17 protein-coding genes, 1 tRNA gene and 4 pseudogenes are annotated in these 26,344 nt (G+C 34.3%); 3 read left to right on the top strand and 19 right to left on the bottom strand.

From position 1 onward, the window contains the following. Positions 1-3 precede the first annotated feature (3 nt). Both OOL01_RS04230 and clpB read right to left on the bottom strand, forming a co-directional pair. On the bottom strand, positions 4-4,674 hold the full coding sequence (locus OOL01_RS04230; protein ID WP_264687229.1) for an NAD-glutamate dehydrogenase: 4,671 nt from the start codon (positions 4,672-4,674) through the stop codon (positions 4-6). 27 nt (positions 4,675-4,701) lie between these two features. Further along, positions 4,702-7,263 (bottom strand): ATP-dependent chaperone ClpB, encoded by a 2,562-nt coding sequence (gene clpB / locus OOL01_RS04225; RefSeq protein WP_264687228.1) that lies wholly within the window; start codon positions 7,261-7,263, stop codon positions 4,702-4,704. Positions 7,264-7,790: 527 nt separating this feature from the next. Between clpB and OOL01_RS04220 the strand changes: the two genes are divergently transcribed. Continuing rightward, entirely contained in the window at positions 7,791-9,029 is a 1,239-nt protein-coding gene (locus OOL01_RS04220; RefSeq protein ID WP_264686429.1) for an IS256 family transposase, read from the top strand. On the opposite strand, the pseudogene OOL01_RS04215 reads toward OOL01_RS04220, so the two are convergent. The 7 genes and pseudogenes from OOL01_RS04215 to gap form a co-directional block, all read right to left on the bottom strand. Then, positions 8,974-9,641, bottom strand: a pseudogene (locus tag OOL01_RS04215) (IS6 family transposase). The gene OOL01_RS04220 and the pseudogene OOL01_RS04215 overlap by 56 nt on opposite strands. A 142-nt stretch (positions 9,642-9,783) precedes the next feature. After that, entirely contained in the window at positions 9,784-10,968 is a 1,185-nt protein-coding gene (locus OOL01_RS04210) for a hypothetical protein (RefSeq protein WP_264687227.1), read from the bottom strand. A gap of 273 nt (positions 10,969-11,241) precedes the next feature. Next, entirely contained in the window at positions 11,242-11,571 is a 330-nt protein-coding gene (locus OOL01_RS04205; protein ID WP_264687226.1) for a hypothetical protein, read from the bottom strand. A gap of 57 nt (positions 11,572-11,628) precedes the next feature. Further along, positions 11,629-11,781 (bottom strand): annotated as a pseudogene (locus tag OOL01_RS08540) (IS630-like element ISWpi11 family transposase); the annotation flags it as partial. Between the two features lie 188 nt (positions 11,782-11,969). Continuing rightward, positions 11,970-13,406, bottom strand: coding sequence for a WD_0033/WD_0034 family tandem repeat-containing protein (locus OOL01_RS04200; protein WP_264687225.1), 1,437 nt, complete (start codon positions 13,404-13,406; stop codon positions 11,970-11,972). A gap of 155 nt (positions 13,407-13,561) precedes the next feature. Further along, positions 13,562-14,320: a twin-arginine translocase subunit TatC gene (tatC, locus tag OOL01_RS04195; RefSeq protein ID WP_010401503.1), complete on the bottom strand. Its 759-nt coding sequence runs from the start codon at positions 14,318-14,320 to the stop codon at positions 13,562-13,564. A gap of 3 nt (positions 14,321-14,323) precedes the next feature. After that, complete coding sequence (gene gap / locus OOL01_RS04190; protein WP_019236363.1) at positions 14,324-15,295, bottom strand: type I glyceraldehyde-3-phosphate dehydrogenase; 972 nt, start codon at positions 15,293-15,295, stop codon at positions 14,324-14,326. 151 nt (positions 15,296-15,446) lie between these two features. On the opposite strand from gap, the gene OOL01_RS04185 reads away from it, so the two are divergent. Then, positions 15,447-15,776, top strand: a complete 330-nt coding sequence (locus OOL01_RS04185) for a hypothetical protein (RefSeq protein WP_064085722.1) — start codon at positions 15,447-15,449, stop codon at positions 15,774-15,776. A 223-nt stretch (positions 15,777-15,999) separates the two neighbouring features. On the opposite strand, the pseudogene OOL01_RS04180 reads toward OOL01_RS04185, so the two are convergent. From OOL01_RS04180 to OOL01_RS04135, 10 genes and pseudogenes are all read right to left on the bottom strand, one after another. After that, a pseudogene (locus tag OOL01_RS04180) lies at positions 16,000-16,489 on the bottom strand (transposase). A gap of 27 nt (positions 16,490-16,516) precedes the next feature. Further along, positions 16,517-17,671 carry an ankyrin repeat domain-containing protein gene (locus tag OOL01_RS04175; protein ID WP_264687224.1) on the bottom strand — a complete coding sequence of 385 codons (1,155 nt, stop codon included), beginning with the start codon at positions 17,669-17,671 and terminating at the stop codon, positions 16,517-16,519. Between the two features lie 177 nt (positions 17,672-17,848). Next, positions 17,849-19,129 carry a flavodoxin-dependent (E)-4-hydroxy-3-methylbut-2-enyl-diphosphate synthase gene (gene ispG, locus OOL01_RS04170; RefSeq protein ID WP_264687223.1) on the bottom strand — a complete coding sequence of 427 codons (1,281 nt, stop codon included), beginning with the start codon at positions 19,127-19,129 and terminating at the stop codon, positions 17,849-17,851. Positions 19,130-19,145: 16 nt separating this feature from the next. Next, positions 19,146-19,772, bottom strand: coding sequence for a TRP75-related protein (locus OOL01_RS04165; RefSeq protein ID WP_264687222.1), 627 nt, complete (start codon positions 19,770-19,772; stop codon positions 19,146-19,148). Between the two features lie 176 nt (positions 19,773-19,948). After that, positions 19,949-20,494 (bottom strand): hypothetical protein, encoded by a 546-nt coding sequence (locus OOL01_RS04160; RefSeq protein WP_264687221.1) that lies wholly within the window; start codon positions 20,492-20,494, stop codon positions 19,949-19,951. A gap of 127 nt (positions 20,495-20,621) precedes the next feature. Beyond that, complete coding sequence (locus tag OOL01_RS04155; protein ID WP_264687220.1) at positions 20,622-22,730, bottom strand: FtsK/SpoIIIE family DNA translocase; 2,109 nt, start codon at positions 22,728-22,730, stop codon at positions 20,622-20,624. Continuing rightward, the gene (locus tag OOL01_RS04150; protein WP_010401649.1) at positions 22,731-23,009 is read right to left on the bottom strand and encodes a YggT family protein; all 279 of its coding nucleotides are present in this window, start codon (positions 23,007-23,009) and stop codon (positions 22,731-22,733) included. A 183-nt stretch (positions 23,010-23,192) separates the two neighbouring features. After that, positions 23,193-23,820: pseudogene (locus OOL01_RS04145) on the bottom strand (IS6 family transposase). A gap of 66 nt (positions 23,821-23,886) precedes the next feature. Beyond that, complete coding sequence (locus tag OOL01_RS04140; protein ID WP_264687219.1) at positions 23,887-24,504, bottom strand: RDD family protein; 618 nt, start codon at positions 24,502-24,504, stop codon at positions 23,887-23,889. Positions 24,505-24,526: 22 nt separating this feature from the next. Then, positions 24,527-24,609 (bottom strand) — tRNA-Leu (locus tag OOL01_RS04135). Between the two features lie 102 nt (positions 24,610-24,711). Between OOL01_RS04135 and OOL01_RS04130 the strand changes: the two genes are divergently transcribed. Continuing rightward, the gene (locus tag OOL01_RS04130; RefSeq protein ID WP_139686507.1) at positions 24,712-26,154 is read left to right on the top strand and encodes a replicative DNA helicase; all 1,443 of its coding nucleotides are present in this window, start codon (positions 24,712-24,714) and stop codon (positions 26,152-26,154) included. Positions 26,155-26,344 lie beyond the last annotated feature (190 nt).

Genomic DNA, 26,344 nt, shown 5'->3' with positions numbered 1-26,344 from the left:
TTCCTATGAAGCAAGTATTTTAACTCTTCTGATTATGAGTATTAATTTACTTAAATCAAGTTTATAAGCGACCATCTCATCTAAAAAGCTATTGTAGCGCTCTATATAATCCTTATCATTAATAGCCCAAGTTTGAACCTTGTCTACATGATTATCAGTAGCTTTTATAACTTTAACAGCTAGCTTATGTTGATAATTGCTTAAATCATCTAATAAATCATTAATTAAGCTGCGATCCCAATAGGAAGAATGGCTTTTCATCTTGCCAGCAACTGTTCTAATCATATCAAATCTTAGCAGCGACTTTAATTCAAAGTATATTCTACCAGCCTCAAGGATGGACAAAGATGTCTGCTCAGCAACAGATATAACGTCCAGCGCATAAATAAGAATACGTAGATCAGCAACCCTTTTTGCTAGATCTTTATTTATGTTAAGCTCTAACAAAGAAGCTAATCCATGATTATAGACCTCTAATAGGTGCTCATCTAAAATATCATGGCCTAAAGTTTCAATTGCACCCCTAAATTTTGTAACACCATCTAGTTCTACAAGATTAAGCTTACCAAGATTTTTTACTAACCAAAATGATACCCTACCAATAAATTTTTGCACACTTCTCACTACTTGCAAATATGAATCAACATCAATTTTTCCATCCAATTCATCAATTTTCTGCCAAAGGCTACTTAAATTATATAGGTGATTAACAACGATATATATGTTAACTGCTTCATGTACTTTAATTCCAGTACTCTCAACCAAATTATTAATAAATATACAGCCCATCCTATTTACTACATCGTTTGTAATGCAAGTAGAAATAATTTCCCTACAAAGTTGGTGTTTCAATATGGAATCCTTGAACTCTGTTACCATCCTTTGTGGAAAGTAATTTAGTAAGTAATCACGGCACAAAAAATCTTTTTCAGGTAGCTCAGAGTGTATAACTTCATTTTTTATTGCTGTTCTTGCATAAGACATCAGAACAGAAAGCTGAGGAGAACAGAAACCTTCTCCATCAGTTAACATTCTTGCTACCTCTTCTTCAGCTGGAAGAAATTCTACATCTCGGTTTAGCAGCCCAAATTTCTCTAAACTGAGTAATAATTTATGGTGCTGCTCCAACTTTTCTTTAGCTTGCAAACACTCAAGAAGCAATGCTTTTGTTTCAATCCTGTTATGGTTTTCAAGTACCTTAGATGCAACTTCATCTATCATGCTAGCCAGTATTTCATTCCTTTTTTCCAAGGAAATTCCCCCTTCTTTCATAATTGCAACAAAAGCAATCTTGATGTTAACTTCAAGATCAGAACATATTACTCCTGCTGAATTATCAATAAAATCTGCATTGATATACCCACCTATTTTAGCGTATTCTACCCTTCCAAGCTGCGTGCAACCAAGGTTGCCACCCTCTATAAACATAGAAGCTCTAATATCATGACCGTTTACTCTTAATTCATCATTTGCTTTATCGCCAACCATGCCATGGCTTTCACTTTTTGCCTTAACAAAGGTGCCAATTCCTCCATTCCATATGAAATCCACTTTTGCCTTGAGCAAATATCGAATCAAATCATTTGGAGATAATGTATCTTCCGTTATATCAAAGCACTTTTTCATTTCTTGAGAAATTTCTACTTGTTTGCTACTACGTTCAAATACCCCGCCACCATGAGAAATCAAATCTCTATTGTAATCCATCCAAGTGGAAAACGGTAATTCAAAGAGCCGTTTACGCTCCACGAAACTCTTTTCCGCATCAGGATTTGGATCAACAAAAATATGCATATGATTAAATGCTCCAATTAAACTCATATTTCTTGAAAGCAGCATGCCGTTCCCAAATAGATCGCCAGCCATATCTCCAATTCCAATAACAGTTGTATCCTGGTAAATATCCTTATTCATTCTCCAAAAATGGCGTTGTGCTGCAATCCATGCACCTCTTGCTGTAATACCCATCTTTTTGTGGTCATAACCTGCTGATCCACCAGATGCAAATGCATCTTCGAGCCAAAAGTTACATTCAGAGGATATTTCGTTTGCATAATCAGAAAATGAAGCAGTGCCTTTATCTGCTGCAACTACCAAATATGGATCATCTTCGTCATACCTAATCACATTTTCTGGTGGAGTTATTTTGCCATCAACTACATTATCAGTAATATCAAGCATTCCTCTGATGAAATTCTTATAGCATTCAACACCTTTCTCCCTTAAAATGTTTTTGTCTTTATAAACTTGCTTTATTACAAACCCACCCTTTGCGCCAACAGGTACAATGACCGCATTTTTTGTCATCTGGGCTTTCATGAGTCCCAAAACTTCAGTGCGAAAATCTTCCGTTCTATCCGACCATCTCAAACCACCACGAGCCAACTTCCCTCCTCTTAGATGTATTCCCTCAAAAAGGTTCGAATAGACATATAATTCACGATACGGGCGAGGATCAGGTAACCCATTTATTTTACTTGAATCAAATTTGATAGATAAGTATGGCTTATCATCTTGATAATAACTGGTTCTCAAAATTGCCATTATCAAGTTAAATATCGAACGCAAAACGTAATCATGTGAAACGTTGCTGATCTCTTTTAGTAGTTCTTCAATTTTTTCTATCAAAATGCTAGTAGTTTCTGCCCTATCAATATCTATTTTAGTATCAAATCTTGAATGAAATAATTCTACTAAATACCTTACTACTTTTGGATACTCTGATACTACTTTCTGGATATATTCTGGGTTATAGCTAAATGATGTCTGCTTTAGGTAGGCGCTTAGCGCTCTAATCAGAAGCACTTCCTTCCACTCGAGCCCAGCAATAATGATCAAGCTGTTAAAATAGTCATTTTTTATTTCCTTGCTGAACACTTTTACAAGTGTTACCTCAAACTGCTCTTTTAAAGTAATGTTGTCTATTAATTCATCAACTCTTGACAACACAAAATGATGTATCCATATTCCACCGTTGATTTCTATATAAGAACCATTATGAGATAGAATCTTAGCCCCTAAATTCTTAGTAACCTTTAATATCTTTGACAATTCAAGGCCTCCGTTGCTTGGAGTGTAAACCTTCAATTGATAGTTGAGATTGTCACGAGTAAGCCTCAAATCAACTTCACTGACTTTTTTCTTTCTCACTATCTCCAATTTTTTCATATCATAATATGCATCATGAGGTTCAAAATTCTCTTGATAACTTATCGGAAATGCCTTGCAATAGCGGATAAATATATCCTCAACAGTGCTAAAAGTATTATATAAATTGTCTATAAAACGATCTTCCCACTTTTCTGTAATGTTTCTTAACTTGTTTTCGATACGCAAAACTTCATCATCAAAAACGCTAGCGCTTTTGGTTCTTAGCACCACGTGTAATTTCATCAAATCATATTCATTGATAATGTGATTGTTATAAATATCTGAACTTTCTGCATTCGTTTCATCTTTCAATATATCGCGTATCTTAAACATTAGTCTTGCACTAGCATAACGCATCGGTATCAATACTATGCAACTAATAAAGTTCCCTACCTTTCTCAAAAATAATTTGACTCTTGGTCTAATCGCAAGAGACATGATCGAGGTGCAAATTTCAAATAACTCGTCTTCATTTGATTGGAATAATTCGTCACAAGAAAATGCCTGTAAAATGGAAATTAAAGCTTTATTGTTATGGCCACCAGGAACAAATCCTGCCTTTTTTTCTATTGTTGTAACCTTATCCTTTATTACCGGAATAGTTCGAATATCTTGAACTTCTGCTATAGAAGTAAATAGCCCAAAAAAATGCTGTTCCCTTATTACATCACCCTGATCATTAAATTCTTTCACTCCTATACAATTCATATAGGTACGCCGATGAACTATTGAGATTAGGTCTGATCTTAGTATGTATAAAGAATTCAAGCTTTCAGAAAAAATTGATGAATTTTGGTACTCTTCACTTGCTCTCATTAACCCGAGGCTCTCCTTACCACTTAGAGCAAGCTTTCCTTCTTTATTAGTAATGTATTCTTGATAACCTAAAAATACAAAATTGTTATTTTTCAACCAAGCTAGAAAATCTCTGCCTCCAGCATCCAATGCCGGATGCTCAAGAAGCTTCTTGAGCATCCATTGCCAGTCCTTTACAACGCAGTTAACTGCTTTTAGCGTCTTTCGTAGAGATTCTTCTAGTGTATCAACAAAGCTATCACTTATGCCTTTAATAATTACATATATTACTGACTCTTTGATTCCATTACTTTCTTCCAAAAGATGAATTTTATCTATTAGGCTATTTTTTCTTTGAACATTAATTATGCTGTTACTATAATAGCATATAGTTAAACCGTGTGACTTAATAGTGGAAATGACAGAATCCACTAAAAAGGGCATGTCATAATTTGTGATTTTAATTATAGTGAAATTGCCTTCTATTCCTGAAATATCATTTACATTACTTACTGCCAATTTACTTTCTTCTTTTTCTTTTTTAAGAATGAAGTTGTATGCATCTTCTGCAATGTATAAAAGAAATTTATCGTTGACTTTTAGGTCACTATTATAAACAAAATTATAAAAGTACTGTATAAACTCTTTAATTTTTGCTTTCTCTTTTTTATTCCCTTGATCAACTAGCTTAAATAAAGACTCAACATTAACATTATGATTTATACACATTTTTCAAAACAAAAATACACAGCGAATCTAGATCTTTTTAACTAAGATTTCGTTACCAGAAGTATACACTATTAGCTCATCTCCTTCTACTATTTCCCCCGATAAAACTAACTTAGCTAGATTATTTTGAATGCATTCTTGTATTACCCTTTTCAGAGGCCGCGCTCCATATTCAGGGTCATATCCAGTTTGTGCTATTAGTTCTTTAGCTTCTTGCGATAAACTAATACTCAGTTTACGCTTAGCAAGCATCTTTTGTAAATAAGAGAATTGAACATCTATAATTTTATCAATGTCATCTTTGGTTAAGCTGTGGAATATAATAATTTCATCCAGTCTATTTAAAAATTCTGGACGAAACGCTGACTTAACTATTTTCATCACCTCATCTTTCACAGATTCGGTAGCTCCTCTTAGCATCACCTCAGCACCAAGGTTAGAAGTTAGAATCAGTATGGTATTGCGAAAATCAATCAATTTACCGTGGCTATCGGTGAGCCTGCCTTCATCCAAGATCTGCAGCAATATATTAAATATATCTGGATTTGCCTTTTCTATCTCATCAAACAAAATTACCTGATATGGTCTTCTCCTTACTGCCTCAGTTAACCTGCCACCTTGTTCATAGCCAACATATCCTGGAGGCGCACCAATTAACTTTGAAACGGAGTGTTTTTCCATATATTCTGACATATCAAAGCGTAGAAGTGCTGATTGATCATCAAACAAAAATTCGGCAAGGGATTTTGCCAACTCTGTTTTTCCAACTCCGGTTGGACCTAAGAATAAAAATGAACCAAAAGGTCGATTAGTATCCTGAACACCAGAGCGGGAGCGCCTTACTGCATTACTTATCGCTTCAATTGCATCTCTCTGCCCTATTACTCTTTTTCCTATTTCATTTTCCATGTTAAGGAGCTTTTCCTTTTCACTATGTATCATGTTATCAACTGGAATGCCTGTCCATTTTGAAACAATATTTGCAATATCACTCTCAGTAACTTCTTTCTTTAGGAAACTATCAGTAACTTTTTCCTGATTTTTTAACTCATTTTCAAGTTGAGGAATCACACCATACATCAATTCCCCTGCCCTTCCTAAATTTCCATTACGCTGAGCCAGTTCCAACTCTTTTCTCGAGTTATCCAATTTTTCAGCTGTTTCTTGTATTTTAGCTATCTTATTCTTTTCCATCTGCCATTTACTGCTTAAGTCAGCAAATTTACTGTTTAGACTCTCAATTTCCTCATTTATCTTTTTTAAACGTTGCTTAGAGTTTTCATCACTTTCTTTTTTCAAAGCCTCTGATTCAATTTTTAGTTGTATAATCTTTCTCTCAAGTTCGTCAATAACCTCAGGTTTGCTATCCATCTCAATTCTTACTCTGCTTGCTGCCTCATCAATTAAATCAATCGCTTTATCAGGTAAAAATCTATCTGTTATATATCTATTAGAAAGCGTTGCAGAAGAAATTATTGCACCATCTGTGATTCTAATACCATGATGCACCTCATATCTCTCCTTCAAACCTCTCAGTATTGAAATAGTATCAGTTTCAGTTGGTTGAGAAATAAACACAGGCTGAAAACGCCTTGCAAGCGCAGGATCTTTCTCTATATGTTGACGATAATCATCTAAAGTTGTAGCTCCTATACAGCGAATTTCTCCACGCGCAAGAGCAGGCTTTAGCAAATTTGAAGCGTCCATTGCACCACTTGTTGCTCCTGCTCCAACTAAAGTATGAAGCTCATCTATAAATAAGATAACTTTCCCCTCTGCTTTTGAAATATCATTGATTACTGCTTTTAATCTTTCTTCGAATTCTCCTCTGAATTTTGTTCCAGCAATTAACGCACCTAGATCCAAAGCTAAAACTTTTGCATCACGCAAACCAAGTGGTACATCATTTGCAACAATTCTGTTTGCTAAACCTTCAACTATTGCAGTTTTTCCAACACCAGGTTCACCTATCAGTACTGGATTATTTTTTGTTCGCCTCAACGATACCTGCATAGTTCTTCTGATTTCCTCATCACGACCAATTACAGGATCAAGCTTACCTTGCATAGCAAGCTCTGTAATATCTTTTGTATACCTCTTTGCCGCATTTAATTTTTCCTCGCTATTTGGAGAGTCTGCACTGCCACCTTTTCTCATTTCTGCAATAACTGAATTTAATTTTTGCGGTGTTACACCACCTTCTGCTAAAATTTTACCTACAATTTCATCTTTTTGTGCAGCAAGGCCCTGCAGTAACCGCTCAACAGTAACAAATGTGTCTTTATTTCTCCTCGCAATACCAATTGAATCATCAAAAACTTTTGCTACCTCTCTTGAAAGCTGAAGTCCACCACTACCTGGTCCTCCAACCACTGGAAACTTTTTAATTGCACTACTCACAGCATCAGAAATATTCTGAACATTTCCACCACAAGCGCCTATCAAATCCTGAACTAAACCTGACTCATCTTCAAGCATTACTTTAAGTAAATGTTCAGGCATAAAAATCTGATGCCCAGCTCCCAATGCTTTCATTTGAGCGCTCTGGATTAGGCTTTTTGCTTTTTCGGTAAATTTATTCAAGTCCATAATACAAATTTAACTCATACTTGCTGGTATATATAACAACTACTTTCTCAATTTTAAACTTAAAGTCATTCATCAATAAAAATTTTCTAAGTTCATACAAAACAAGAAAAAGCAGATTCTCTACAAAAGAGAAAACTTATATTAAAATATTAATTTGTTTTAAAACTAAACTAATGTTAAGATATAAAGCATATAGCTTAATTTTTTTATAAAAGAGCAATGAATATCAATGATTTTAACATAAAGAACTTAACAACAATTTCTATAGTACAAGAAATAAAGAATGGCGTTAGGCTTGTTCCAGACATAATCAAACCTGGAATACAGGGTATATTATAGGTTCTGTCGAATCTATAAACCATAGGAAAGAAGATCATTAAAGGTGGGATTATAGGAGTTATGAAGCCATTAACATAGCAAAATTCTCAAAAGTAGAAACATTATTTTAATAATTTGGGAATGTTCAAAAAAGTGTGTCAAACCGAGAAATAAAAATAAAATAGAAACAAAAAATAGAGGTTTGATATATGAGTTACAAAATAGAAAATGGAACGACTGGCCTGGTAGATTACAAAGAGCTGGAAGCAAATATACTGTCATCAATAAGGGAAGGTAAACCATTGATGGGGAGAGATGGAGCATTAACACCATTTGTAAAAAGGCTGCTGGAAGCAAGTCTAGAAGGTGAAATAGAGCATCATTTATCCAATGAAAGAGAAGAAAAGAATCGAAGAAACGGAAAGAATGGCAAAACTTTGAAGACGAGTGCAGGTTCATTTGAACTATTGACACCAAGAGATAGAGAGGGAAGTTTCGAACCACAGATAGTGAAAAAAAGGCAAACAAGCTTACATCCAGAACTTGAAACAAAGGTCTTGAACATGTTTGCAAGCGGTGTGGGATACAGGGATATAGCATCCTATGTGGAAGAAATCTATGACCATAAAATATCTGCAGCAGAGATATCTGGAATTACAGATAAATTACTGCCTATAATCAATGAATGGAGGAGTCGTCCCCTACAATCAGTATACCCGATAGTATTTATGGATGGGATGTTTTTTAAGGTCAAAGAGAATGGACATTGCATAAGTAAATGCATGTACAATATATTAGGAATAGACCAAAATGGCAGAAAAGAAGTACTGGGTTTTTACTTAGCAGAAAGTGAGGGAGCTAACTTCTGGCTAGGCGTATTAAATGACTTAAAAGAGAGAGGAGTAGAAGACATTTTGATAGCTTGTGTTGACGGTCTGAAAAGCTTCCCTACAGATATAAATAGCGTATTTCCCAATGCTGAGGTACAGTTATGCATTGTGCACCAAATAAGAAATTCACTAAAATACGTATCCAGCAAAGATATAAAAGTTTTTATGAATGATTTGAAAAAAATATACCGTGCTACAAGTAGAGAAATCGCCGAAAATTATTTACTTGAACTGGAGGAAAAATGGGGTGAAAAATATCCTTTAGTCATAAAATCGTGGCAAAACAATTGGGAAAATTTGTCTAGTTATTTTAAGTATTCTGGCCCTGTTAGAAGGCTAATTTATACCACCAATCCAATTGAGGGGTTGCACAGACAAATCAGAAAATTTACTAAAACCAAAGGTTCATTTACCAGTACAAATGCCTTGTACAAATTGGTATATTGTGCTATAAAAAAGATAGAGCAAAAATGGGCTATGGCTTTGCCTAATTGGGCTCTAACTATATCTCAACTTGATATCTTTTTTCCTGATAGGTTAAAAATTGAGTTGAACTAAAAATTCGCTTTGACACACTTTTTTGAACATTCCCAATAATTTGTCTTTTTTGAATCATACGAATATTTTCTATGCCTGTGATGGTAATCTTGGCGGAATGGAAGCTTTTAAACCCAAGCATTGGCTTTATTAGTTTTTTGATAAATCTATCAACAATATTATTTAGATATTTTATTTGAAGAACTGTAATCTTCAGAAATTTCTGCATTCAAATCATCAAGAGCAGCAGTATTACTGCCGCTTTTATCAATTACAATTTTCTCAGGAAGATAGTTACTCCTGAAGGCTTTACGAAAGAATGCAAGTGCTGCAGACTTGTCTCTACTAACACACAAGAGGAAGTCTACAGTATATAAATAAACCCATTTACCGTTTAATTTAATGTAAGTCTCTCCAACTACTACCAACCTGCTTCTTTCTTTTCCTTACTGCCTCATCTATCAGTGGTGATAACCCACCTTTGTAACGTAGCATTTTGCTCCCCTTATACTCATCATTTCTTCCAAATCTCGATAGCTCAAAGAGAATCGACATTTCATGTATACAGATAACATCCGCTGAAAAGCTAAATCCTTTGAAATATGGCAACAATTTTTGATTGATACGAAACATCTTTGCTTTTTTTTTAGACAATTATATCATTCTTCTTTCTACTTCCCTACAAATGCGATAGAACCGAAAAACTTCCTCTTATGGCTGTAAAAATGTTATGATAAGAGCTAATTTTCATGAGTAGGGAAATACCCAAATATTACTATCTTTCACCTTTTCTCCCTTCAAATTTTTTAACCATTTCTTTTACACTTACATTCGTGGAAGGTAAATTTTTGCTGGCAAGATGGTTGATCGAAGATTTTTTATTCCCTACTGGAAATGAACGAGATTGTTTTCTCTTCACACTGATATCCGTTTGTGTTACTGAAGCAGTTTTGTTTTCAGCAGGCAACACGTTCTTTACTTGATTTCGCTCAAATCTTTCTTTTAATGCCTTTACTTTACTACTCTCGCGAGTCACTTCTTTTTTCATAGCAACTACTAGTACTTTTGGTCCATCAGCTTTTTTTGCTGATTCTTTACCATCTTGATTTTCAGATTTTAGTGGTAGTGTAGGTTTACTCTCAGCTGATTTTTCCACTACTATTTTTTGCTCTGTGCTTACTTTTTCGCCTAAATCTTTAGGCTTTGGTGGTACTGCAGGTTTATCTTTTTTCGGTTCTTGTCTAATTTTTTGATTGGCAGTAAACATTTTCTCTGGTACTGGTGGTACTCTTGGTGGTTTTGGTGGTGCAAGAGATTGAAGTTGTTGTTTCTTCCTATGTTCTCTTTTTGCTTCTATATATTCTTTAGAGATTGTTGCATAAATCGGCTCCTCTTTAATTGATTGTAGATTACGCAAATCTTTTGTTAAAGATTTACTTTTTTCCTCTTGATAATTTGATATTTCTTCATACTCAGGATCTTCGTTTAATGAACCTCCATAACCTGAATCTTCTCGCTCATATAAGAGATTTTTCTTTTGCTGTCTATTTTCTAAATTTATTCCATATGACCTATATTTATCTTGACTTCTTTCTATTCGCTCTAAATCTGAAATTTTTTGAATAACATCTGTATATTCGATTGCTGTTCTAGCAGTTGAAGGAGGCAATTTATCTTTTATAAAATTACTTATATTCCTAATCGAAACATCTCTTCCTAATATTCTATTGAATATCCTAAGAATTAATGGCTTTTTATTTGCCTTCTTTACACAATTATTCAAGTCATCACGTATAACAAGCTTAGCTACATCTTCTGCCTTATCTGTAAAACCCTCTAAAGCATGAGACAGATCTGTTACTGTTTTATAACATTGTTTCTCTGGATTTCCTAGATTTATAGCTTTGATCAGAGAATCAAGATTTTTTTTATAATCCTCACTTTTAAATGGATCATGCATACTCATTGCAGCTTTTCATTAAAATATAAGGTATAAGTATTAAGATCTAGTAAATATTAGCTTTTTAGTTCATATACAGCGATAACACTTAGCAGAATAACGATTTCGTCATTCTAGTGTCTGCTGTTACCCCTTATCTAGGTGTGTAAAAGTGAAATCTAGTTTCGCTATATAACCACAGTCTCATACAAGTATAGCCTTTCTTATAATAGTTCGAACGTGATAAGATATGTATTTATGTCGATAGTAGGCCAGTAGCGTATTACGATACGTTCAGATTATTGTGAAAAAGCTATAGCTTCTCGATTGAGAGTTGTCTTCTGCATTGAGCTCAACATTATTTACTACTTTTTCAGTAATAATTTCGGCAAACTCAGGAGAAAGTTCTTTTGCAGAAAATGCAGCATGTACATCATTTTTAACAAAGAAACACGTAGCAAGTGCAAATACTGCTGTTGGTACACAGCACCAAGGAGAAGCTATACTAAAAAAAGTTGTAGAAGCTACTAAAGTAAATATTGCTTGAAGCATAATATACTGTTTATCAATGCCAACATATTCAGCCATCAATTTTCTAATTTTGTTATTGCTGCCGTATGGCAAAAAAATATCTTAATAAAAGCTGTTACACTATTACTAGCAAGATATCAATCACGCTCTATTGGATCTACATTTTGATTTAAAATCGCCTATTTTCTTGCACCTTTTTGCCATTCATAGAATGTTAACTTTAAACTTCTTGGCTACAAATGCTCTACTTTCCCCTACATCCAATGCTTTTTTCCTTAAATCATAACTATATGCTGCTGGCATTTATATCTCCTCGCTACTTTACCTATTCCATCATGTTCACACTATTAGGAAAAGAGCTATAATTTTCAACACTAACAAAACTACTTCCTAATCTTTTACGCAGCAACCTATAGAACTTAATGCTGTGAATATATGATCAACAAAAAAACTTTGAGAAAAGGAAGAATAGACTTCTTCCTTTTACTTAACTACGCTGTTAACCCTATACTAACTCTTTGCTCTACATTAGCTCTATCTAGATTCTCACTAGGCTTTGAAATTACATATGTAATACCACCAGCAATAAGTCCAACTACTACAGCAGCAGCTATAGCTATACCAATTAAAGCCAATATCGGTAATGCAACAACACCAGCAGCAAAACATCCACCACCAGTTGCCAATGCAGCTATAGCACCATAAACACAGCCAATTATTATTGGTTTATTAGTAGTTTTTACTTTGTCTTTTTGTTTACTATTCTCTATTTCAGATGTACTACTTTCATCAGTTATATTTCCTTCAGTTTTAGGAACGATGCTTTCAGCCATTGAAGACTGTTCATTACTTTCACAATCGGGCATAATACTTATTTCAGATGTACTACTTTCATCAGTTATATTTCCTTCAGTTTTAGGAACGCTGCTTTCAGCTACTGAAGATTGTTCCTGAATTTCGCAACCAGACATGATCTTTTTAAGTACTGTTAGCCTATCAGCAATTTGCTGTGGATCTTTTGATGATGGGTCTAAAATCTCCTTAAGTACATCACAAATATCTTTATTTTTGTGATTAGGCACGATCCTTTCAAGGGTTACTTTCCAATCCTCTTGCTCTTGCTTTTTAAATATCTCTTGAACTCTATCGTGCATTGTAATTTTGTTAAGATCATCTTTACTTTCACAACTAGATATGCTCTTTGCAAGTACTTCTAGCCAACCATCAATTTTAGTTTTTTCCTTTTCATCTTGTTCTTGATTTTTTAATATTTCTAAAATCTTCTTGGTTTTGTTAAGATAATCTTTTCTTACACTAGCGAAAACTTTTTCTAACATATTATCATTTTTAGCTGCATCTAGAATAGCTTCAATGCTTTTATGACTAGCTTCCTGATTAGTAAGATTTATAGCATAGGTAAGGGGTGTTAGAGTATATTCGTGATTACCTGAAGGCCTGATCTTTATATTCGCAGCAGTAAGAACTTTTTCTAATAACTCTTTATCTTTTTTGGCTATATTTAGAATAGTGTCAATGCCTATCTGATTATTAAGAATTATAGCATAGGCAAGTGGTGTTAAAGTAATTTCTTGACCATTTGAAAACTTGATCTTTATATTCGCAGTAGTAAGAATTTTTTCTAATATACTATTTCTTTTAGCTACATCTAGAATACCTTGAATGCTTTCCTGTTGTTTTTGATTTATAACAAAGCCAAGCAGTGTTAGAGTATGCTCTTGATCATCGCAATTAACACATTTCACATGAGTAAGAACTTGCTCCCAATCCTCTTTTGCTGGAATGTCTTCATAAATAGCACAACTAATATCTTCGTAAAGATCATTAATATTATCTTGATTTCGTATTGTAGTCTTTAACTTATCATATAATCCTTGTTGTGTTTTGTTTAACTCTTCATAACTTAGCATATCAAATTCTCCTATTCAAAATAATAATATACTTTAATTATTATATATTTAAGCAAACAAGTCAATAAATCAATAAAATGCTGTGGTGCCAAAAACACTCAAACAAGAAAAAGTGCTCCGGTGCTCATTCTTTGTTTATAAATAATATTCTTAATTCAATCCTTTGCTTTCTTCTCAATATATCTACATATTAGGATAGACAGCTCATATAATACCAACATTGGAATTGCAAGCCCTACTTGGCTTAGTACATCAGGCGGAGTTAAGATTGCAGCAATAATGAAAATTACCACTATCGCAATTCTGCGTTTATTTGACAAACTTTGTGCAGTGATTAGCCCTACTCTCACCATTAAGGTTAGTATGACTGGAATTTGAAATGCAGTACCAAACGCAAACATGAATTGAAGAACAAGGTCTAAATATTCACTAACTGATGGCATAAACTCTATTGGTATACCGAAAGATTTACCGCTATGTTCAAAAGCAATAAAAAATTTCCAGGCTAGGGGAAATATGTAGTAGTAAACTACAGCGGCTCCCGTTACAAACAAAACCGGTGTTGCAATTAAGTATGGCAATAACACTGCCCTTTCTCTTTTATATAAGCCAGGTGCTAGAAACATATAGAATTGCCATGCAAACACAGGAAAAGAAAACAACAGTGCACTCATTATTGCAACCCTGAGATATACAAAAAACGCTTCTGTTAAGTCTGTATAGATTAGAGAAAAATCATTGCTATCTTTTGTAACTTCTATTAAAGGTGCAAGTAAAAAGCGGTATATATTTTCTTTAAAGTAGTAACAAAACCCGAAGGTAACACAAAAAAATAGAAAGCAAAAAATAACCCTTTTTCTAAGTTCCGCAAAGTGCTCATAAAATGAAGCATATTTTTGTGAGTTTTCGTTCATACTTTACAATAAAGCTATATCTAACATTCTCAGTGAAAAAGCCCATTCATTATCGTACCACGCTGCAACTCTACAGATATCACCTGTGACATATGTACCAGCTAAATCCACAATTGCACTATAAGGGTTATGGACAAAGTCTATTGAAACTAAAGGCTCGTTACATACGGAAAGCACATGATTTGCTGAATTCTTAAACATTTCATTTATTTCTCCAGCTGTTACCTTCTTATCAGTCGTAAATTTAAAATCAACCATAGAAACGTTGCTAACCGGAACTCTAATAGCAGTACCATCTAGCTTACCCTTTAACTGAGGAATGACAGAACCAATTGTTTTTGCTGCTCCAGTTGTAGTTGGCACCATAGAAAGGCCACAAGCTCTTGCCCTACGTAAGTCTCTATGGTTGCCATCAAGAATATTTTGATCATTCGTATAGGCATGTATAGTGGTCATAAAACCGCTTTTTATACCTAAATTGGAGTGTAAAACGTGTACAATCGGAGCCAGACAGTTTGTAGTACAAGAACCTGCTGAGATCACTTTATGCTCCTTTTTTAGCATATCGTTATTTACGCCGTAAACTACAGTTACATCAGCATCTGAAACTGGAGCAGAGACAATTACTCTCTCTGCATTATGCTTTGCTGCTTCCGCACGCTTGTTGAATGCACCAGTGCATTCAAGCACTACATCAACATTCCAAGGAATATTTTCAGGGCTACGTTCTCTATATAAAGAAAATTTCCTGCCATTTATAGATAGCCAATTTTCAGACTCGTTAAAATCAATATCGCCGTTAAATTTGCCATGAACAGAGTCATATTTAATCAAATGTGCATGCTGCTCAGCACTGAGCGACCCATTTACCGCCACAACTTCTATTTGCTCGCTATAGTTTTCTACTTCAAAAATAGCACGCAATACACTTCTGCCTATTCTACCAAGACCATTAATTCCTACACGAATTGTCATTTTTCCATCTTAAAAGTTTAATTATAGAGGATATTGCCTGATATTTCATTCTATTCTTTTAGCTGTTAATCCTAATGTTATAATATATTGATTGACTAAAGAAACTGTATCACTTAATTAATAATATCTAAATTTTAACTTGGAGTAGGTTATGCATGGATTACCAATGACAAATTCAGATAATCAGTATCAGCAAAGAAAAATAGAAGCATTGCAAAAAGAAAATAAAGGACTGTCAGAAAAAGTGAAAACACTACAGAAAATGTCAGTGCTGCACAATGAAATGCTAGTAATGCTACAGTGGAAATCAATACCAGAGAAACTGCGCACAGAAATATTAAAAAAACTGCTAGAAACACCTCAAGAAGCAGCAGCATTTCAATTAGAAGAAAGAGATGAAGATCAGCAAGTAATAGAAGACATACTGGATATGCAAGAAGAATTTGAATCTTCACAAAATTTGGAAATGCGGGAGTGTTAAATAAACCATACGCGTCAAGTTAAGGAAAAGTGGTATAAGGAAGAAAGGAAACGAAAAAAACTATTTTATATATTAAGTAATAAAGTTATTAATTTATAGATTCTTCTGAAAAAATCATCTTCTTCTAGATAAGAACTCCCTAAAAAAATAAATGTAACAAATAAAATGCCCATCTCAAATGTTGCTATATTTCACGATATTTCCTTAACTTGACGCGTATGGTTTATTTAACACTCCCAACTTGTCCGGGAATTGATAAACTCAAGCATATTTCTCTCCTTAACATAACTCTACTCATAGCCAGATATATGAAATTTTCAGTGAGTAAATCTTATTCTTTCGATAGTCTTCTATTCCTAAAGCAAAAGTCCTTTCTACAACCCACCTTCTTGGCTGTACTTTAAACCCCTCATTGGTAGTAGCTAAGGCGGTGTGTCTTTGTTGACTTAGAACCTACATGAAGGCCTTTTGACAATCTCAATATCCATACCATATTCTTCCTTTATATGATTTTTTAAATTTTCTCCTTGGTATCCCATCACATAGTAAATACCGCCATTTACACCTGTACACAATACATAGAAAATTGCTTCTAATATTTCTCTTTTGCTATACTTTGACGACCTTCCTCCTTTCCTGTATGATACTCTGGAGTAGCTTTCTATTCTTGTCCATTCCCTTTGACTTAGGTCTGCTGGATGCTTTTTTCTCATCTTTACCCAGCACTAAAACTTTAGATATTATAGCCTTTTACTAATCTCTGGACAAGCTCTAGCTTCGGTAAACTCAGTAGAAGGTTCTTTTGCAAAAAATGCAGCATGTACAGCATTTTTAATAAAAAAACATGCAGCAAGTGCAAATATTGCTGTCGGTACATAGCGCAAAGGAGAAGCTATACTAAAAAAAGTAGCAGAAGCGACGATTAAGCAACAACAAGTCAGTATCGTTTGATCACGTAGATAACGTCTATCAACTCCACCGTACTCAGCCATCAACCTTTTAACTTTATCATTGTTACCGTATGGCAAAGTAAGCGTTTTAATCCAATTCATTATACCATTATTAATGAAATATGGAGCATACTCTATAACTCTGGAGCCATTAACCTTCTGATTAGGATCTGCACCATACTTTAGAAGCAACTCTACATATTTTTCGCGTTTATCGTTGTCAAAATTGATTGCTTGATATAATGGACCTCGATCATTTTTATCTAACATATTAGGATTAGCACCATATTTCAAAAGTATTTCCATAGTATGATCATCATAACACAAAAACGCTTCAAACAACGGATTTTTACCATTTCTATCTACCATATTAGGATCAGCACCATATTGTAACAATAACTCTACAATTCTGCTGTCATCGAGAACCATATAATAGTGTAACGAAGCTTCATTATGTAATAGCTTTATATTAGGATCAGCACCATTTTCTAAAAGAAGTTTCAGAATACTATAATTTCTTGAATCTAAAGCAATAGATAATGGAAAGTAAATATAAATTTCTTCATTGATGTAATCACCAAATCTTTCATCTTTACCATTTTTGAATTTGGAAAAAAGCTTTTTAAGAAACGCTATATCCTGATTGCGGATAGCCCAATATAAGTAAAACCTCAAATCTTCAGGCGAATTAATTCCATTTAAATTTTCGTCAGTTAGATTTGTAACCTCTTCTATATTTTTCTTAGTGAGAAATTCATATGCAGAACCTAGCTGCTTAAATTTCTCTTCATTTTGTTTCTTCACAACCTCATTTTTACCTGAATGTTTATCAGGATGATATTTCAAAGCTAATTTTCTATAAGCTGATTTAATTTCTTGTTTACTAGGCTCATCACTTGATTCAAAACCTAATATTTTTAAAGCTTCGTCTCTTTGTATGGTCATAATGTTTCTTTAATAAATTTATATATATAGTTTATTATATAATATCTATGATATAAAATCAAGTAATTCCCGATAATCTAGAAAAGCAAATTTTTCCATTAGCTGGTTTTTAGAAAAATTTAATCCCCTCTCATAAAATTCATTTTTCACATCAGATTTACAGTAATCATGAACCTGTCACGTGTAATGCTTCTCCACATAATCACTAATAATTGCCTTAAATTCTTCAAAAATATTATCACCTTGTAAAGTTTTGAAATATTTGCCGTCTTTGTAGACTGCTGAAACAGGTTTTTCTCCATACCCAGGCAGGCTGATCCCCAGATTTGCATGTTTGCTCTCTCCAGGACCATTTACTATGCATCCCATAACAGCAACTTTCATATACTCTACACCAGGATTATTTTTCTTCCATACCGGCATATGAGTTTTTATGTAGCCATTTACTTCCTCAGTTAATATACGAAAACGATCGCTACTTGTGCGTCCACAACCAGGACATGAACTCACCTGAGGGTTAAAGTGACGTAAACCTATAGACTGCAGTATTTCCTGACATACTACCACCTCATTAGTGCGTGATTCACCAGGGCGCTGAGTTAAAGAAGCCCGGATAGTGTCTCCAATACCATTTTGCAATAAATAAGTAAGCCCTGCTGTGGTATTTACTACGCCTTTGTTACCCATACCAGCTTCGGTTAAACCCAAATGCAGCGCATAATTGGAAGATTTTGCAAGTGCCGTATAAACTAAAATTAAATCCTGCACTCTACTGACTTTACATGAAATGATTATTTTCTCTGCATTAAGGCCAATCTTTTCAGCTTTTTTTGCACTACCAAGAGCAGACATTACAAGCGTCTTACGTAATATAACATCAGAAGTTTTTGGATTACTAGACAAGGAGTTTTCATCCATTAATTTTTGTGAAAGGTACTTATCAAGACTACCCCAATTTACTCCAATTCTGACAGGAAGATCATGCGTTATTGCATACTCTATAATTTTTTCGAATTTTTCATCACGTTTATCACCAAAGCCTATATTACCTGGATTTATCCTAATTTTACCCAGAATTTTAATGTTGTCTGGATAATCCTGAATCAGCCTGTAGAGCTCATATTGTCCACAGCCTACTAATATCTTACCATCAAAGCCTTCTTTATTTATTTCCTCTACTATATAAGGTATTGCTTTTGCTACTTCCTCTGAGTTCAAAGCAATTCGCACCAACTCTGAACCTGCATGCGCTAGTTCTATTACTTCTTTTGCATATTTCTGAGCACTGCTTTTTATGTTGTCAGAATCTATATGTGCACCAAGTGACATGGATTGAACAACTATAGGATTATTTCCACCTATCTTCACTTGTCCAACTTTTACAGTATGAGTTTTATGCCTGGAAACCGGCGATGACTCATATGCATCATCACTCAGTGTCAGGTCTCTATCTAGCATATTATTAATCGTGACACTATTTTACTGTGTCAACTACACTGCCAAATGAACTTGAACCATTTAAACTATGCTGTGGTGTTCTATTTAGATCAGTAATAGAATCATGAGAGCACGTTCTTCTTGATGGACTTTCTTTTATAGTAACATTTATAGGGGAAACTTTTTTTTCTCGTGTTGAAGTAACTTTTTTCCCTTTTTGTTGTTCACTTTTATGCTGCTTACTTTCATACTGAGAAACTGGCTCTTGATCTATAAATACAGCACCCTTTAAACGTGCAAGATTAATACCATGCTGATTGATCATAGCATCCTCCCCATCTTCAACTATGCAAGCTCCCACGTTGTTTGGCTTGTTATCAAGGCTAGCAATTTTTTTTTCTTTTAATTTTTTGATTAGATCTTCTTTATTTATAGCTAGATCTTGTAACTTTTTTTTCTTGAGGAGCTCCCTACGCTTCTCATACAGTTTATATGACTCAGCAAAATCCTCGTCTGCATGAAAGTTTGCACCACCAGGGTTACCAGGAGGTATGTACCTCTTACTGAACTTTACCTTAGACTTCGCTTCAACATTATGTACAGTAAAGAAACTAGAAACCAAAAGTATTAATATAAATAAAACTTTAGAAAAGATCTTAAGCATACTATAGTGAATATTGTGCTTTAAAAGATACCAATTAACAAACTTCAAGTAAATCAGAATCTCTACCAACTTTATAATACAAACATCTTTCTAAAAAATTTACTACCAAAACCTACATAATCTAAAGGAAATTTAAGGTGTTACAAATTTTACGTAACACCTTTTCAAGAAGAGCATTACGCTCTTACTTGTTGTAAATTATTATTCAGTTTTTCGGTATCACCTACATTACTAAACTTCCCATTTGGTTTATCTTGAGACAAGTCATTTTTCTTCTCTTTATCAAGCTTAACTCCCTGATAGATACAGAATGCAACAAAGCTAGTTACCGCTATTACAGCAACAGCACTGACTATGGCACATAGTATTGCTTGTTCTTGTCCCCCTACCATGTCTGCAAATGTCTCTACTTTTTCTTCTAAACCTGTAAATTTTTCTTGCAGGCCGTTTAAGTGCTCTTGCATACCTTGAAACTGCTCAATACCAATCTTTTCTTCTAATGCGCCAAAAACTTTTTCAAACTGCTCAACATCTATCTTTTGAGCTTCTTGCCATTCTTTTAATGCACTAAATACCTCTTCAAACTGCTTAGCATCAATATTTTGAGCTTCTTGCCATTTTTTTAATTCACCAAAAACTTTTTCAAACTTCTCAGCATCTATCTTTTGACTTTCTTGCAATTCTGTTACACCTAACCAATTGCGCAAAATTCCTTTTACCATTTTAACCCCCTAGCTAATTAATATATTATAATTTTACATTCCCAATGTTTAAATTATTATTAAATTAACTATCATTATACATTGATCTTAAAATAACTTTCCCCGACCTGAAAGTTTAAGCTAGCGATCATTCTACCAATATCTCTCTCTTTCCTGAGTAACTCGGAGCACTGACAATACCTTCTTTCTCCATTCTTTCAACAATATTTGCAGCTCTGTTATAGCCTATTCTAAGTTGCCTTTGAATGTAACTAGTTGAAACCTTTTGATCTCTCTGAATGATGGCCACTGCTTGCTTGTATAGATCGTTCTCTTCATCTTCTGTTTCACCTTCTAATTCCGCGAAAGAATTTTCATCTTCTTGAGTGATTTCCTCCATGTAGTTTGGCTCACCTTGCGTTTTTAGATGATCAACTATATTTTGCACCTCATCATCACTTACAAATGGACCGTGAACTCGAATAATCTTACCACCAGAAGCCATATAGAGCATATCACCCATACCGAGCAATTGTTCAGCCCCTTGTTCACCAAGTATTGTACGGCTATCTATCTTAGAAGTAACAGCAAAACTAATTCTCGTTGGAAAGTTTGCTTTTATCACACCTGTTATCACATCTACAGACGGACGTTGCGTTGCCATTATGATGTGTATTCCTGCAGCACGAGCCATCTGAGCTAAACGTTGAATAGAGCATTCTATATCTTTGCCAGCAACAAGCATTAAATCTGCCATTTCATCTACAATCACCACAATATACGGAAATGTCTCCATTTTAATCGGTATTTTTTCAAACAAAGGTTTACCAGTTGTTGAGTTAAAGCCAATCTGTACAACACGTTCCAATTCTATTCCGCTATTCATCGCTTCTGTAATTTTTTGATTATAGTTTATTACATTCCGCACATTTAAATATGACATCATACGATAGCGATTTTCCATCTCTTTCACGATCCACTTAAGAGCAATAACAGCTTTTTTTGGCTCTGTTACCACTGGTGTTATTAGATGCGGTATTGCATCATATATTGAAAGCTCAAGCATCTTTGGGTCGATCATTATCATCTTGCATTCATCAGGACTTAATCGATAAACAAGCGACAGAATCATCGTGTTAATCGCAACTGATTTACCTGATCCTGTAGTTCCGGCAACAAGCAAGTGGGGCATTTTAGTCAGATCTGCAATAATTGGTTTTCCGCTTATTTCCTTGCCTAGTGCAATCGGAAGATTTAAGTTTGCATTTTGGTATTCTGGCGATTCCAGTAAATCACGCAGCATAACAATTTCTCGTTCTTTATTTGGCAATTCTATTCCCATTGCATTTTGTCCACGAATTATTGAAATACGTGCAGAAAGTGCACTCATTGAACGTGCAATATCATCTGCAAGACCAATCACTCTTGCAGATTTTGTGCCTGCTTGTGGTTCAAGTTTGTATAAAGTCACAACCGGTCCATAACATACACTTATAATTTTTCCTTGCACGCCAAAATCACTTAGAACCTGCTCGAGCAGAGATAAATTCTTATTGCTCTCTAATGCATTCAACTGTTTTCTCTGCACAGATTCTTCTACTTTAGAAAGTAAGTGAATGCTTGGAAACTCAAACTCGCTAGAAGGTGGTTTAAAAATCTCTTCGGTAGCTTTTTTCTGTCTTTCTTTTGGTTGTTGTCTAGTGGTTCTATATTTTTCTTCTACTACTAACGGTGCTATTGAATAATCAGTAGTTTTACGTAACCTGAAAAACAGAACCTTTGTAAAAAGGGAAAATATTTTTTTACATAGGAAAAGTAAAGAATAAACCGTTCTCTTCCAACCAATTAACCCTACAAAACCTATTGATGCTGCTACTGCAAAGATGTAAAATGGGTAGTTACTAATTAGTGCATTTCCTATCATTCCGCCATGCACATACCTTGCAGTGATACCGAGCGAAAGTTGCGCTAATGTAGCGCATATTCCTAAATTGATTAATATTAAATAGAGAATTTTCAGCAGCCTTTTTGATATCAAAAAGTAAACTACGGTTGTAGCTATTGTAATACTAGCGAGTCCAAGAAATTGAACCAATATATCAGCTAAATATGAACCTACCACTCCGCCCAAATTTGTTACTTCCTGATTTGTAGCTGTATTTAAGGATGGATCTTGATAATTATAGCTAAAAACCGATATATATATATACATTAAGAGTAACAGGTATATCGCTGATTTTAGCTGTTTTTTTAACATCTACTTAAAGTAATAAGTAATTGTATATTTTACAAAGTGAATTGCTATTATCAATATCATCACGGATAAATCTAATCCATTGAACGGTTGTATATACCTTCTGATAACCTTTAGTGGAGGATGGGTAAGTCGGTTTAAAGTTTGCATTATGTTGCTTACAACTTCATTATACATGTTCACTACATTCAATTTAATCAACAAATCGAGAACAACTGAGCATATTAGAATGAAGCTGTAAAGATCAAGTAGCAGGTTAAGTAAGTATATGATTGGATGCATATTACTAATTTATACTAAAGTCTATTATGTGTAGTGATATATATAAAATCAAGCCTCACAATAATTTTCATGCTGAAATAGATATAAACAATAACTGATTAGTCTGTTTATCAACTGATATGTCGGTTCTGTCGAATCTATAAACCATAGGAAAGAAGATCATTAAAGGTGGGATTATAGGAGTTATGAAGCCATTAACATAGCAAAATTCTCAAAAGTAGAAACATTATTTTAATAATTTGTCTTTTTTGAATCATACGAATATTTTCTATGCCTGTGATGGTAATCTTGGCGGAATGGAAGCTTTTAAACCCAAGCATTGGCTTTATTAGTTTTTTGATAAATCTATCAACAATATTATTTAGATATTTTATTTGAAGAACTGTAATCTTCAGAAATTTCTGCATTCAAATCATCAAGAGCAGCAGTATTACTGCCGCTTTTATCAATTACAATTTTCTCAGGAAGATAGTTACTCCTGAAGGCTTTACGAAAGAATGCAAGTGCTGCAGACTTGTCTCTACTAACACACAAGAGGAAGTCTACAGTATATAAATAAACCCATTTACCGTTTAATTTAATGTAAGTCTCTCCAACTACTACCAACCTGCTTCTTTCTTTTCCTTACTGCCTCATCTATCAGTGGTGATAACCCACCTTTGTAACGTAGCATTTTGCTCCCCTTATACTCATCATTTCTTCCAAATCTCGATAGCTCAAAGAGAATCGACATTTCATGTATACAGATAACATCCGCTGAAAAGCTAAATCCTTTGAAATATGGCAACAATTTTTGATTGATACGAAACATCTTTGCTTTTTTTTTAGACAATTATATCATTCTTCTTTCTACTTCCCTACAAATGCGACAGAACCCTTAATCCACTCTATTATGTTCTGAGAACATACATCTAAGACTTTTACTTGTTACAACTACTGTGCCTGCAATCTTATCGTGCCAAGTTTGGCAACGTTTGTCGAAGCTTGCCCATATGAAACCTAAGAATAGTGGTGAAGTTGACAATATAAAGGAAAAAAACCTCTTTATTGCTTGTTTTAGAGTCAATTTTTTAAAAGTTTGTGCATTTACAACTCTGAGTCCAAGTAATAACTTTCCAGGTGTAGCGCCAAATCTTATCCACATATATGCTACATAACTAAAAAGCATAATAAATTGAACTATCTGATTTAGAACTAGTAACTTGATTAGTTTACTCTGCATTGCTTTTTCCTCTGCAGATAATGGTGTTTGCATCTGATATTTCGCAGCAATTTGGCCTAATATTTTACTGCTCTCTGAGTTCATGAAGAGTTGGCTTAAGGCTTGGCCGCAAAGCTGCAAGAACAAAACGATGATAATTAAATCAAGCAGCACTGACAAATAGCGTCTAAGTCCTGTTACGTAACATATTCCATTTTCATCTTTCTTTACCCTTTGAATAGCATTTATCGAAGAAAGAATGGAAAATAAACGATTAAAAAACTTGTGTAACATAAAGCATTTTCCAATATTTGAGTGCCCCTGGCCGGACTTGAACCAGCATGCTTTTGCAAGCAACAGATTTTGAGTCTGCCGTGTCTACCATTCCACCACAGGGGCCTACTTTAATGCTATAAGCAACACAGGATTAGTCAAATTTTTTCTCTTTCAAGTAAGGACTGAATATTCTACAATAATCAATCATTACTCTGAAAAATTAAAATGAATGAATTAGCCAATCTTATTGATTCAAGAGAAGAAATATGTAAATTGCCACACAATTTAGAAGCAGAGCAAATGCTCATTGGTGCAATGGTTCGTGATAATAGAATTTGTGATGCAGTCGAAGATATAATTGCAGCAGATAATTTCTATGATCCACTACATCAAAGCATTTTTACCCAGATATCTAAAACCAGAAAACACGGTATAGTTGCTAATGAACTGAGCCTCAAGATGTTTTTCGAGAATGATAAAGCATTTGCCGAATGTGGTGGAGTTGAGTACCTAGCAAAACTTGCAGCAAAGGCAAGCATTGCGCTTGACATCTATAGCTTGACCAGAATAATCCGTGATACTTATTTAAGGAGATGCTTAATCAAGCTCGGACAGGAGATAGTTGACGATAGTTACAACTACGACATTGAAAATCCTGCACAGGTACAAATTGAGCAGGCAATGACAAAGTTGTTCAACTTAGCAGTAAAAAAGCAAGGTGATAAGACATATATAAAGCTTGCAAGTTCAATTAAAGATGTGGTTGAGAAGATCAGCAAGCTGAAGAATAACCCAGAGGCTCTAGGTATTACAACCGGACTTCAAGACCTAAACCAGCTTCTTGGTGGTTTGCAGAAATCTGATCTGTTAATTATAGCTGCAAGGCCCTCAATGGGAAAGACAGCATTGGCGCTGAACATCGCACTTAATGCTTGTAAGATTTTGCAAAAAAGAACAGATAAACAACATTATGTAGCATTCTTTTCACTTGAAATGTCAGCAGAGCAATTGACCGCAAGATTGATTACTATAGATTCAGGCATTGGTTATTATAAGGCACTGACTGGGAGAATTAGTGATTTTGAATTACACGAATTCATTAATGCTAGTACAGATCTATCCGAATTACCTTTCATCATAGATGACACTCCTGCGTTATCAATTAGTGCTCTTCGTACCAGAATACGTCTTCTCTATCAACTATATAATGTAGAGTTGGTCTTTATCGATTATCTGCAGTTAATTCGAGGAACAACAAAAAGGAGTAGTGAAAATAGAGTGCAAGAAATCTCAGAAGTGACGCAGGGTTTAAAAGCAATTGCAAAGGAACTAAATATTCCCATTGTTGCACTATCACAGCTCTCTCGTTCTGTTGAGCAAAGGGATGATAAAAAACCACAACTTTCTGATTTACGTGATTCAGGAAGCATAGAGCAGGATGCGGATATAGTAATGTTCCTTTATAGAGAAGAATATTATGAATTAAGAAAGCAACCAAATGAAGGAAGTAATAAACATCGAGAGTGGCAAGAGAAAATGGAGAAAATTAGAAATATTGCAGAACTGATCATTGCAAAACAAAGAAACGGGCCAATTGGTAGTGTGAAACTACATTTTGACTCCAATAGAGGTGCATTTAAAGATTATACAGAAAGATATAGTCTGTAGCGGTTTTGAGTAATTCTGGAAGTGTTTAACAAACCATACGTGCCAAATTAAGTAGCTATCGTGAAATATAGCAATATTTAAGATTGGCATTTTATTTGTTACATTTATTTTTTTAGGAAATTCTTATCTAGGATAAGATATTTTTTTAGAAAAATCTATAAATTACTAACTTTATTACTTAATATATAAA

Source organism: Wolbachia endosymbiont (group B) of Rhopobota naevana (genome assembly GCF_947250615.1).
Classification (GTDB): Bacteria; Pseudomonadota; Alphaproteobacteria; order Rickettsiales; family Anaplasmataceae; genus Wolbachia.
This window is presented reverse-complemented; position numbering and strand designations above follow the sequence as displayed.

Bases quoted from the DNA above. Each gene is read 5' to 3' on its own strand.
- OOL01_RS04230 (WP_264687229.1), bottom strand. From the start codon at position 4,674: ATGTGTATAAATCATAATGTTAATGTTGAGTCTTTATTTAAGCTAGTT.
- clpB (WP_264687228.1), bottom strand. From the start codon at position 7,263: ATGGACTTGAATAAATTTACCGAAAAAGCAAAAAGCCTAATCCAGAGC.
- OOL01_RS04220 (WP_264686429.1), top strand. From the start codon at position 7,791: ATGAGTTACAAAATAGAAAATGGAACGACTGGCCTGGTAGATTACAAA.
- OOL01_RS04210 (WP_264687227.1), bottom strand. From the start codon at position 10,968: ATGCATGATCCATTTAAAAGTGAGGATTATAAAAAAAATCTTGATTCT.
- OOL01_RS04200 (WP_264687225.1), bottom strand. From the start codon at position 13,406: ATGCTAAGTTATGAAGAGTTAAACAAAACACAACAAGGATTATATGAT.
- tatC (WP_010401503.1), bottom strand. From the start codon at position 14,320: ATGAACGAAAACTCACAAAAATATGCTTCATTTTATGAGCACTTTGCG.
- gap (WP_019236363.1), bottom strand. From the start codon at position 15,295: ATGACAATTCGTGTAGGAATTAATGGTCTTGGTAGAATAGGCAGAAGT.
- OOL01_RS04185 (WP_064085722.1), top strand. From the start codon at position 15,447: ATGCATGGATTACCAATGACAAATTCAGATAATCAGTATCAGCAAAGA.
- OOL01_RS04175 (WP_264687224.1), bottom strand. From the start codon at position 17,671: ATGACCATACAAAGAGACGAAGCTTTAAAAATATTAGGTTTTGAATCA.
- ispG (WP_264687223.1), bottom strand. From the start codon at position 19,129: ATGCTAGATAGAGACCTGACACTGAGTGATGATGCATATGAGTCATCG.
- OOL01_RS04165 (WP_264687222.1), bottom strand. From the start codon at position 19,772: ATGCTTAAGATCTTTTCTAAAGTTTTATTTATATTAATACTTTTGGTT.
- OOL01_RS04160 (WP_264687221.1), bottom strand. From the start codon at position 20,494: ATGGTAAAAGGAATTTTGCGCAATTGGTTAGGTGTAACAGAATTGCAA.
- OOL01_RS04155 (WP_264687220.1), bottom strand. From the start codon at position 22,730: ATGTTAAAAAAACAGCTAAAATCAGCGATATACCTGTTACTCTTAATG.
- OOL01_RS04150 (WP_010401649.1), bottom strand. From the start codon at position 23,009: ATGCATCCAATCATATACTTACTTAACCTGCTACTTGATCTTTACAGC.
- OOL01_RS04140 (WP_264687219.1), bottom strand. From the start codon at position 24,504: ATGTTACACAAGTTTTTTAATCGTTTATTTTCCATTCTTTCTTCGATA.
- OOL01_RS04130 (WP_139686507.1), top strand. From the start codon at position 24,712: ATGAATGAATTAGCCAATCTTATTGATTCAAGAGAAGAAATATGTAAA.